Source organism: Deinococcus aquaedulcis (assembly GCF_019693445.1).
Lineage (GTDB): Bacteria > Deinococcota > Deinococci > Deinococcales > Deinococcaceae > Deinococcus > Deinococcus aquaedulcis.
Genome location: NZ_JAHRBL010000024.1, coordinates 23,442 through 33,678, shown reverse-complemented (window position 1 = coordinate 33,678; position 10,237 = coordinate 23,442). Strand labels below are relative to the sequence as shown.

Below are 10,237 nucleotides of genomic sequence, written 5' to 3'. Positions count from 1 at the left end.
GTTTGCTGATGAAGAAGGTGACCCCTGCCCGGATGCCGGCGTAGCGTTCCCTGATCCAGCTGGGGCCCGTGTTGATTTCGTCCTCGGTCGCCCGCCGGAACAGCTGCTGGCTGCCGTCCCCCTGCCCGAGGGCGTACTCCGCTGCCACCGGGCTCCCGTGGGCCGAATTGAAGCCGTATAGCCGCAGCACCCCGTTCGTCTGCGTTTTGCTGGCGACTGTCGTCGAGGTGCTCGAAGCACTGTAGGACGTGGTCGACATCGATGAACTGGTGCTGGTCGTCTTACTGGTCCTGGCAGACGAGGTCGACATCGGTTGGGGGCCAACAGGATCTGTACAGGGCTGTCCTGGTTTACAGGGCGTCGGCTGAGGGTCGACACTACCGCCTCCCGTCCCCCCGGTACTGCCCCCTCCCGTTCCACCGGTACTACCCCCAGTGGAGCCGCCCGTACCGGTGGTCATGCCTGGCACCGTGAGGTTGTTCCAGTTGACGTTGGCGGTCTGGAAGTAGGCGTTGCCGTTGGCCACATTGATCGCGTCACCAATCTCGCCAAAGGTGGGATCGGTGAACGCGGCGAAACTGGCGGGGAAATCGCTGGCCCCGGGCCCCACACGGGCAAAGATCTGTGGCGCCGCCAGGGCCACCACACCGGGCAGATGGGTCGTGGTCAGAAACAGAGTGGCCAGCAAAGCCCCGCCGTAACGGCGGGTGCGAGAGGGCGGGGCATGAGACCTTCGTCGTTGTCTTGTCATACTTCTCACCCATAGCACGTGGATACCCGCGTTGTTGCCTCAAATCAGCAGAACGTCTATGCCTGCGCAAAATAGGCAACATGAGACAGCGAAGGGTGCCAGACTGAAACTTATGGCTGTACGCTGGCTCCTTCCTCTCCTTACTGGTCTCTTGCTTTCATCCTGTGGCGACGGTGGCCCCCCGCCCTCGGTCACCCTGATCACGCCCGCCAACGACGCCGTGCTCAGCGGCACCAGCGCCATTCAGGCCACGTTAGACGACGATGTCAAAGGGGAAGTCCGCGTCTACGCCCGCAAGCGGGACAGCAAGGAAAACGGTGTCCTCATCGGCAGTGCCAACACCCGCCCATACATTGTCCGCTGGAACACCGCCCCCTACCCGGTGGGCAGTGAACTGGAGATCTATGCCAAAGCCTTCGTAGGGGGCGCCGAAGGTGAAAGCACCCCTGTACGTGTCACCCTCCAGAATGCCACCGCGCCCACCCTGGAATACCTGGTGGCCTACAACCTTCCTGCCAATGTGACCGGGCAGAGTCTGGGACAGAAGGGACCAGGCGCGTTGATTGATCCCCGGCAGATCCACGCCGCCCACACCGCTGCCCCTGCGCCTGTCGCTGCCCCCACCCTGCGGGCCCAGGCCACCCCCGGCCGGGCCCTGTGGGCAGAATGGTCCTGGAAGCCCGTAGATGGCGCCGCTGGCTACCGAATCATGCTCTCGAAGAAGAGCATCGCTGGGCCCTACGAGGTCCGCAAGAACCAGGCGGCGTCAGCTGGCAGCATCGCTTCTGAACGGTATTCTGAGCAGCTTGAGGGCAGCGATATCGGCGAGCGGGTGTACGGTGCAGTGCGTAGCTTGGGCGCCACGAATACGGAGTCGGCCACCTCCAATGCGGGCACGGGGGTCTTCCTGGATGCGCAGCAGGTGGCCAGCCCCGCCCAGAATCAGACGATCGCAGATGGACGGCCCATTCTGACGTGGTCCCGGCTCCAGGGCGTCAGCGGCTATCTGTTCTTCCTGTGCGACCGACCCTGCACCCAGGACAGTGCCGTCACCAAGTGGACTAACTTCCCAAAAAATATGACCAGCGAACTTAGCGCCGTCTATCCAGCCAGCAGCGACAAGCTCGCACCTGGGACCTACTACTGGTGGGTGGCCGGCGTACGTATGGAAGGTGGCAAGGCCGTGAGCCTGAGTTACAGCGAGCAACGCCGCCTGGTGGTGCCATGAAGAATTGGGCCTTAAGTACCGCCTTGCTCATGGCTGGCCTGCTCGTGGGGTGTGGGGATGACTCCCCCCCTGCCGAGGAAATCATTCTAACAGCGGCCCTGCCCTCTCCAGCCACGCCTGGCCAGGAGGTCACCCTCTACGGCCGGCTACCAAAAGACGCCAGACAGGTACGGCTAAAGCCGGAGAAGGGCGAGGCCATCACTCTAGGTGCGGTCCCAGTGGCCGATGGGCTTCAATTCACGCTGCCGGCCACCGTACGAGCCGACCTGTACGAACTCAGCCTACCCACCGTGAAAGACCAGACTGTCATGCTGGACGTGGTGCCGGAACTCTCCACCGCGACGCTGGAGGGCAGCACCCTGACCCTGCGTGGCCGGGGCTGGGGCGATCAACCCAAGGATGCGGTGGTAGAAGTCAACGGGCAACGGCTGTCCCCTGAGCTGAAGGGCGGTGTGCTGACCGTGACGGTCAGTGCACCCGCCACCGGATCGAGCATGGCCACCGATCTGTACGGCGTGCTGACGGTGCGTCTCTTGGTGGGTGAGCGGGCCAGTGAGCCCGTGACCATCCGCAAAGAGGCCGTGACCGTCAGCGGCACCATCAAACGGCCGGTCGGAGCGGCGCTGAACGGGCAAAGCCAGCCCACATCTCCTGTACCTGTGCGCCCCACCGCCGTGCTGATCGTGCCGAAAGGTGCGAGCGTTCCAGCCGCTGGGCTCACCACCACCCGGTCCCTTCTCGGCCATCAGGTGGCAACATACACCGATGTCGAAGCCGCCACGAACGCTTTGAACGCACTGGCACAGCAAGGGATTCCCGCCGAGTACGACCAGCCCATCCTGGTGCAGGACACGCAGCGGATCAGCGCCCAGGCAGCAACCGGCGTCCAGTGGCACTGGCCGCGGCTGGGGGTCACCGACGCCTGGACCCGCACGAAGGGCAAAGGCATCACGGTCGCCGTGGTGGATACCGGCGTGGCCCTGAACCACCCGGACTTGAAAGCCAACCTGTTACCGGGTCGGGACTTTGTCGAAAATGACCGTGAGCCGCAGGACGTCAGCGGACACGGCACACACGTCGCTGGTCTGATTGCGGCCAACGGACAGGTTCAGGGCGCTGCCCCGGAAGCGAAACTGCTGCCCGTCCGGGTGATCGGGTCCCAGGGCGGCACGGTCAGTGACCTTGTGCGTGGCCTGCTCTGGGCCGCTGGGCTGGATTCAGAAGAGCCTAACCCCACGCCGGCCCAAATTATCAATCTCTCGCTGGGCACCCCGGGGTACAGCGAGTTGCTGGCCCAGGCCGTTGAACGCGTCATGGATGCTGGCGTGATCGTGGTGGCGGCCAGTGGCAACGACGGCGGGCTGCCCTATGCCCCAGCGAACATTCCCGGAGTGATCTCCGTGACCAGCGTGAGCGGTCCGGTCACTACCTACCAGCCTGGGTATGCTAACCGGGGCCCTGGGACCCGCATCGCGGCGTATGGCGGCGACCTGAACGCCGATCAGGACAGCAACAAGGAACGCGACGGCATTCTGTCCACTGACCTTGACGCGGGTGGTAAGCCTGCATACGCACTTCGGCAGGGCACCAGCATGGCCTCTCCCCAGGTGGCGGGTATTGCGGCCCTGCTGCTGGCCCAGGGCACGCCCAGCCGCACGGTCAAGGCCGTGCTGGAAAGCCACGCCACCGACCTTGGCGTTCCGGGCATGGACCTCACCACCGGCTGGGGTTTGGTGAATGCGAGCGCTACCCAAAATGACCCGCAGACGTATGTGGTAGCCCTGAATGCTGCAGGCCAGATCATCACGTACTCCCGCTCTACCGGCGCCCAGTTCGCCTTGGGAAGCCTGCCGCCCGCTGCACCGGTGCAAATTCTGGCGGGCACAGACACCGATGGCGACGGCCGGATTGGCGAAGCGGGCGAACTGCTCAGCGCGCCGGTCACCCTCAACACCGCCCGGGGCCAGACCGGCCGCGCCGACTTGCAACTCGAACCCGCCGATGGCAAGGGTGCCCTGCTGCTGCCTCGCTGACCCCACCTTGCACCTGTCCCCCTCGCTTTTCCCTTCACCCCCGTGCCGTGCGCTGCACCACGTTTAAGGATCTTCCATGCGATTCAAAGCCCTGACCCTGGCCCTCCTCCTCACCCTCTCACCTGTCGCGCTGGGCGCGTCTACGCCCACGCCCGTCACCGTGATTCGCGCGGGCGACACCATCGTCATTCAGGCGACTGAACAGATCCGGTATCAGACGGATCCCGTGACTCGCCGACTGATCCTGCTCAACACCGTCATGGCGCCGGGTGCGACCATCCCAGATGGCCTGACCTCGATGAAAGAGGACGGCACGCTGCAGTTTGTGATTCCAGACGGCACCCTGTACGCCCTGAGCCCGGATGGCCGCAGCCTGATCCTGACCCCGCCGGATCAGCGCAAGGTGCTGCCCATCGCCAGTGACCAGCGCGCGCCCATCATCTACCCGCTGAGCTTCGCCGAGCCCAACCAGGTGGCCGGCTTGCTGCAGAGCATCTACCCCGGCACGCGCGTGGTGGTGGACGCCCGCCAGCGCAGCCTGATCGTGATCGCCAACCCCGCCGACCGGGAACTCATCCTGGGTGTCCTGAAGTACCTGGATTCCAGCCGGCCACAGGTGCAGTTCGAAGCCGAGATCCTGGAAGTCAACCGGGACACCACCGACAGCCTGGGGTTGCAGTACGACAGCATCTTCACCTTCAAACTGAACGAGGGCGAAGGCTTGTCGCTGAAGAAGATCGGCACGATTGGCCGCAGCCCCCTGAGCCTCAGTGTCGGGATCAACCTGCTCAAGACCAGTGGCGCCGCGCAGGTGCTGGCTCGCCCACGGATCACCACGATTGATGGCCTCGAGGCGCGTATTAATTCCACGCAAACCACGCCCGTGGTGACCTCGAACAGCAGTGGCGGCACCAGCGTGCAAAGCATCACCACGGGGATTACGCTGCGCATGACGCCGAAGGTGGCGCCCGACGGGACGGTGGAAACGAACCTGACGATCAGCGTGAGTGTGCCAACCGGCACGACCAGCCAGGGTGTGCCGCAGTTCAGCACGCGGGAAGCCACGACCACGGTGCGCGTGGGCAACGGAGAGCCGATTGCGATTGGCGGCCTGATGGAAGACCGGACCGTGACGGGCGAACAGAAAGTGCCACTCCTCGGCGACATTCCTGTACTGGGGAAACTGTTCACCACGACCCGAACGGATACCCGGCGCAGTGACCTGATCATTGTGGTCACGCCCCGCCTGGTGATGAGCCCGAATGAAACCCCGCCCGCTCTGGCGCCAACGGCTGCGCCTGTCAAACCCTGAAGGCGTGCGTGACTGAAGATTGACCTCGGAGCGGGCTTTCCCAGCCTTCTCCGCCTTTACCTTCCACATTGTCCGTTCAGCGCAAGTCTGCTGTCAGGGGGCGCGGTCTACTGTGGCGTGTGACCGCCGCTCCCCTGCCAGCAGATGAATACCGCCGCCTGCTTGATCTGGCGCGCTACCAGATTCTGGACACCGGCCAGGACGAGACCTTTGACCGGATTACCCGGCTGGCGGCGCGGGTGCTGAACGTACCGGTGGCGGTGCTGAACCTGGTGGACCAGTACCGCCAATGGGGCAAATCTGCCTATGGCCTGGGCGACACCACCGCGCCCCGGCACGATTCCTTCTGCGCCTGGACCATTCTGGATGACGGCCCATTGGTCGTGGAAGACGCCCCCCGGGACCCCCGGTTTCGCCAGAACCCGATGGTGACGGGGGCGCCGCATATCCACATGTACGCGGGCGCGCCGCTGATTTCCCCGGCGGGGCACCGCATTGGCACCCTGTGCGTGACCGACGACAAGCCCCATCCCCTGGGCCCCGAGGACCTGCAGGCCCTGCAGGACTTGGCGGCCATCGCCATGAATGAGCTGGAACTGCGCCGGCAGCAGCTGGAAGCGCAGCACGACGCCCACGCCCAGCGCCAGCAGGTGACCGAACTGCGCCGCACGCTGGAACAGGCCCGCATTCTCGAAGGCGTGAGCAGCCTGATGGACCTGGACCTGGAACCAGAGGCGGCCACGCTGGCGGCGGCCTCGCTGATCAGTGAAGCTATTGGCGCTGACTACGCCGCGCTGATGACGTGGCACGGCGAGACCTTCAACGTGCAGGCCGCGCACCACCAGCCGGGGTTGCCCCCCCAGCTGCTGGCGCTGGCCGAGCAGCTGCCCCACCTGAAAGGCGGCGTGACCCGCACCCTGCGCGGGCTGGACCGGCCGCTGTATCTGCAGGACTACGCGGCGCACCCCCAGGCCCTGCCCGAGGTGGTTGAGGCGGGTGTGGCGCAGGTGGCCTGGCTGCCGCTAGGCGAGGGCGAGGCTGGGCCCACCCTGCTAATGGCGGTGCGGCTGCGCGAGCACGCCGTGACCGACTGGCGCTCCGGGGACCGCACGCTGCTGGAAGCCGCAGGCCGAACCATCCGCCACGCCCTGCAGCGCCACGCCGCCCTGCAGCAGATCCACGAACAGGCCCGCCAGGACGCCTTGACGGGACTTTTTAACCGCCGGGCCTTCGATGAAGACCTGGAGGGCCGTGAGACGGCGGGCGAACCCTTTACCCTGGCGCTGGTGGATGTGGACGGCCTGAAGGGCGTGAACGACACCGAGGGCCACGCCCAGGGAGACCGCCTGCTGCAGGTGTTCGGCGCTGCACTGGCCTCGCAGGCAGGCGAAGGCGGCGCGGCCTACCGCGTGGGCGGCGACGAATTTGCCCTGCTGGTCCCCGATCAACCGGAGGACGACGTGCTGGAACGCGTGGACGTGGCGATGGGGGCTGCCAAACAGATCACGGTGCAGCGCACGGGCGCCAGCGCCGGCGTGGTGCGCTGGGCCGAGGCCGACAGTGTGGCCACCCGGCTGGCCCTGGCCGATGAGCGCATGTACGCCGCCAAACGCCGCCGCCGCGACACCCAGCGGGCATAAGAGGAGGAGGCTCTCCTGTGCGGGTTTGCGGGCAGCTCTACACAGCCGCCGTGAGTGTCAAGCTGGTTTCTGGCGCTCACGTGGCTTTACTTCATTGAGGCAAACAAACAGGGTTCAGCGATGAGGGGTTCTGCACAGCGTCCAGCCTGCAGGAAACGGTGGCTGACCCCGACCGAGCGCGAGATGCCTTTCATGTCTGCTCCGCTTCTGGAAGGAACTCTCGCACAGTCCCCCTCCTCCACTCTTCCTCAGGCCGAGCCCTTGCCTTCCGGCGGGTGATCGGCCTGCAGGGTGAAGTGCACGGTGGTGCCGCGCCCGGGCTCGCTGTCCAGCCACACGGCGCCGCCGTGGCGCTCGGCAATCTTGCGCACGATGGCCAGCCCCAGGCCGGTGCCCTCGTAGCGGTCACGGATGTGCAGGCGCTGGAACATCTCGAAGACTTTGTGCTGGTACTGCGGCTCAATGCCAATGCCGTTGTCGGCCACGGTGAAGTGCCAGAGCCCGGCTTCTGCCTGCGCCAACACGCACACCTCGGGCGGCACGCCGTCGCGGCGGAACTTCAGGGCGTTGCCCAGGAGGTTTTGTACCAGCCGGGTCAGTTCCTCGGGGGCGCCGGACACCACCGGCAGGGGGCCCACCTTGATCTGCGCGCCTGCCGCCTCGGTGGCCGCGTGCAGCCGCGCCAGGGCTTCGCGCAGGACCGCGTTCATGTCCACCTGCGTAAACGGCTCGTGCACGGCGTTCAGGCGCGAGAACACCAGCAGGTCGTCAATCAGGCTTTTCATGCGCTGGGCGCCGCGCGTCACGATGCCCAGGTACTGGCGGCCCTGGTCGTCCAGGCGCCCGCCGTAGCGCCGGTCCAGCAGTTCAGAAAAGGACGCGATGCTGCGCAGAGGCTCTTGCAGGTCGTGGGAGGCCACGAAGGCAAAGCGTTCCAGTTCGGTGTTGCTGCGCGCCAGTTCGCGGTTGGCCTGCTGCAATTCGGCCGTGCGCTCCGCCACGCGTTCTTCCAGGGCGACGTTCAGGGCGCGCACCTCGGCCTCTATGCGCTTGCGCTCGCGGATATCGCGGGAGACCGTCGCCAGGGCCATCGGCGCGCCGGAAGCGGGGTCGGTCACCACGAACTGGTTGTAATTCACGTCAATGGCTTCGCCGGTGCCAAAGTGCCGCAGACGGAAATCGCCGGTCCAGCGGCCCTGGGCGCGGGTGGTGGGCAGAATCACCTCCTGCACGAACGGCAGGTCGCCGGGCAGAAAACAGTCGGCCACGCGCAGGCCGGGGGCGTCGTCCTGGGGCAGGCCCACCAGCGCGCCGCCAGCGGGGTTGAGGTACTGCACCTCGCCCTCCAGGCTGGCCATGGCCACAAAGTCGCCCGTTTCTTCAATCACCCGGGCCAGTTGCCGGGCCTGTTCCTCGGCCTGCTTGCGCGCAGTGATGTCGTTGAGCACCGCCACGGCGTACTCGAATTCGCCCCCAGGACTGCGCACCGCCGACACAGTGGTCACGGCCCAGACCACCTCGCCGTCCTTGCGCACGTAGCGTTTTTCGAGGGTAAAGGCCTCGCGCAGCCCGGCCACCAGCTGGTGGTACGGGTGTGTGTCGCCCTCGCGTCGGTCCTCGGGGTGGGTCACGTCCTGAGAGGTCAGGTGCAGCAGTTCGGCGCGGGTGTAGCCCAGCAGCGTTTCGGCCGCGTGGTTCACATCCAGCCAGCGGCCCTGGTGGTCGGTGCGGCCCACGCCCACGGCGGCGTGTTCCACCAGGGCGCGGTAGCGGGCCTCGCGGTCACGCAGTTCCTGTTCGGCCGCCAGCTGATCGGTGATGTCGGTGTGCACGCCCACCCATTCCCGGATGGTGCCGTCGGCGTTCTTGACGGGCTCGGCCTTCACATGAAAGTGGCGGTACTCGCCGCTCACCACGCGCACGCGCTGTCGAACCTCGTAGATGGCCTGCGCGTCCACGGCGCGGCGCCACGCGGCCAGGGTGGGGGCGCGGTCCTCGGGGTGCAGGGCCTCGGCCCAGCCGGCGCCCTCGTAGACCTCGCGCGGCTGCCCGGTCAATTTGGCCCAGCCGGGCTGCTCGCCCAGCATCTGGCCGTTGGCGCTGTTGGTCCACACGGTCTGGCGCGTGGCGTCCACCAGCGAGCGGTAGCGCTGCGCGCTGAACTGCGCGGCTTCGTACAGCTCGGCGTTGTCCAGGGCCAGGGCGGCGCGCCCGGCCAGTTCGCGCACCAGTTCCAGGTCGTCGGGGCCGTAGGTGCGCGACGGATGCGAGGACGCCACGCCCAGCACCCCCACCCGGCGCCCGCGCACGTTCATGGGCACCTGAATCAGCGAGTGCAGCCCCAGGTCGGCCACCCCCTGGCGCTGCTCCGGGGTGGGCAGGCTGTCCAGCAGGGTGGGGGGAATCACGCTCAGCAGTACGTCCTGCCCAGTCGCCAGAACCCAGGCGGCGCTGCCCGGCGACGCCGGATCAGAGGGAAAGCGCGCCAGCAGCCCACGCAGGCGCGCCACGCGGGCCGGGTCCTGGTGGGCCACGGCCGCCAGCTGGGGGCGGCCCGCCTCGTCGGCCTGGTACACCGCGCACCAGTCGGCCAGGTGGGCAATCACCTGCGTGGTGATGCGCTCCAGGGTCTCCTGCACGTCCAGCGAGGCCGCCAGCACGCGGCTGACCTCCGACAGCACGGTGGCGCGTTCGCGGGCGCGCTGCTGGGCGTCGTGCAGGCGCCCGCGCTCCAGGGCCTCGGCGCACAGGTCCACCAGCAGCAGCAAGAACGCCTGCCGCTCCGGCGTCAGGGCCTGCTCCTCGCGGAACGACAGCGTCAGGGCCGAGAGCACCTGTCCGCGCGCCATCAGCGGAATGGCGGCCACCGCCCGGGTCTGCGGCTGCAGCAGCGGCACGAAGGTGGGAAAACGCCCGCGCAGTTCGGGCAGCGAGGCGAACACTGCCCGGCGCTCCTGAATGGCCTGCACCACGGGGTAAGCCGGGTCCATGGGAAAGTGCTGCCACGTGTCTTCCAGCGGCTGGTCGTAGCCGCTGGCACGCACCAGATACAGCGTCTGGTCGTCCAGCACGTTGATCAGGGTGCCGCCGTAGGCCCCAGTGACGCGCAGGGCCTCGTCCAGAATCACGCGCTTGACATCGGTGCGGCTGACGGCGCGGAACAGGGCGCGTGCCACCGTCAGCAGTTGCTGGGCCTGCGCGCCGGTCAGGGCGAAGGTTCCCGGGACGGCCTCCTCGGCGGGGGGGGACACCCCAGGAGTGTACCGTCCGCGC

General features: G+C 67.0%; 6 protein-coding genes. 4 read left to right on the top strand and 2 right to left on the bottom strand.

What is annotated here, in order from left to right; all coding sequences use genetic code 11:
• Window positions 1–688: hypothetical protein (locus tag KMW22_RS17470; protein WP_221091310.1), on the bottom strand; the 688-nt coding region annotated here is incomplete at its 3' end.
• A 175-nt stretch (window positions 689–863) separates the two neighbouring features.
• Between KMW22_RS17470 and KMW22_RS17465 the strand changes: the two genes are divergently transcribed.
• The 4 genes from KMW22_RS17465 to KMW22_RS17450 all read left to right on the top strand — a co-directional run bounded on the left by KMW22_RS17465 (window position 864) and on the right by KMW22_RS17450 (window position 6,964).
• Window positions 864–1,979, top strand: a complete 1,116-nt coding sequence (locus tag KMW22_RS17465; protein ID WP_221091309.1) for an Ig-like domain-containing protein — start codon at window positions 864–866, stop codon at window positions 1,977–1,979.
• A 290-nt stretch (window positions 1,980–2,269) separates the two neighbouring features.
• Window positions 2,270–4,012 (top strand): S8 family serine peptidase, encoded by a 1,743-nt coding sequence (locus tag KMW22_RS17460; protein WP_328774748.1) that lies wholly within the window; start codon window positions 2,270–2,272, stop codon window positions 4,010–4,012.
• A 76-nt stretch (window positions 4,013–4,088) separates the two neighbouring features.
• On the top strand, window positions 4,089–5,324 hold the full coding sequence (locus KMW22_RS17455; RefSeq protein WP_221091308.1) for a type II secretion system protein GspD: 1,236 nt from the start codon (window positions 4,089–4,091) through the stop codon (window positions 5,322–5,324).
• A 119-nt stretch (window positions 5,325–5,443) separates the two neighbouring features.
• Window positions 5,444–6,964: a sensor domain-containing diguanylate cyclase gene (locus KMW22_RS17450; protein WP_221091307.1), complete on the top strand. Its 1,521-nt coding sequence runs from the start codon at window positions 5,444–5,446 to the stop codon at window positions 6,962–6,964.
• Window positions 6,965–7,212: 248 nt separating this feature from the next.
• Here the strand turns inward: KMW22_RS17450 and KMW22_RS17445 are convergent, their stop codons facing one another.
• The gene (locus tag KMW22_RS17445) at window positions 7,213–10,215 is read right to left on the bottom strand and encodes a PAS domain S-box protein (protein WP_221091306.1); all 3,003 of its coding nucleotides are present in this window, start codon (window positions 10,213–10,215) and stop codon (window positions 7,213–7,215) included.
• Between the last annotated feature and the right edge of the window lie 22 nt (window positions 10,216–10,237).